This window comes from Stenotrophomonas sp. A3_2 (genome assembly GCF_036624925.1).
Classification (GTDB): domain Bacteria; phylum Pseudomonadota; class Gammaproteobacteria; order Xanthomonadales; family Xanthomonadaceae; genus Stenotrophomonas; species Stenotrophomonas hibiscicola.
Genome location: NZ_JAZKVY010000042.1, coordinates 1 through 308, shown reverse-complemented (window position 1 = coordinate 308; position 308 = coordinate 1). Strand labels below are relative to the sequence as shown.

Sequence of the window (308 nt, the reverse complement as noted above, 5' to 3'; positions counted from 1 at the left end):
GCTCGTCCTCCGACATTTTGCTGAGGTAAGCCACCGAAGTGGCACCGTCTTTGTAAACCTGGCTGGCAACGACGTCGAGACCCTTCTCCTTGCGGTTGCGATAGGCGTCCTGGAGGGCCTCGATGGCCGCGAGTTCATTGTCGTAATCGGCTTTGACCGTGTCTTCGGCTGAGGGCATTCGCAGCAGGGCGTCGCGGGCCGATTTCGAGACGGCGTCGAGATCCGCGGCGGAGAGCGACCCGAGGTTTTTGGCAAGCGAAGCGCGAACGCCATCGGCAATCGAAAGACCTGTCGCAGCGTCAAGCGAA

Annotated in this window: 1 protein-coding gene; it reads right to left on the bottom strand. The window is 61.0% G+C overall.

From position 1 onward, the window contains the following. Positions 1 to 308, bottom strand: a 308-nt coding sequence (locus R5H29_RS00595; protein ID WP_332328556.1) for a hypothetical protein, incomplete at both ends; no start/stop codon positions are given.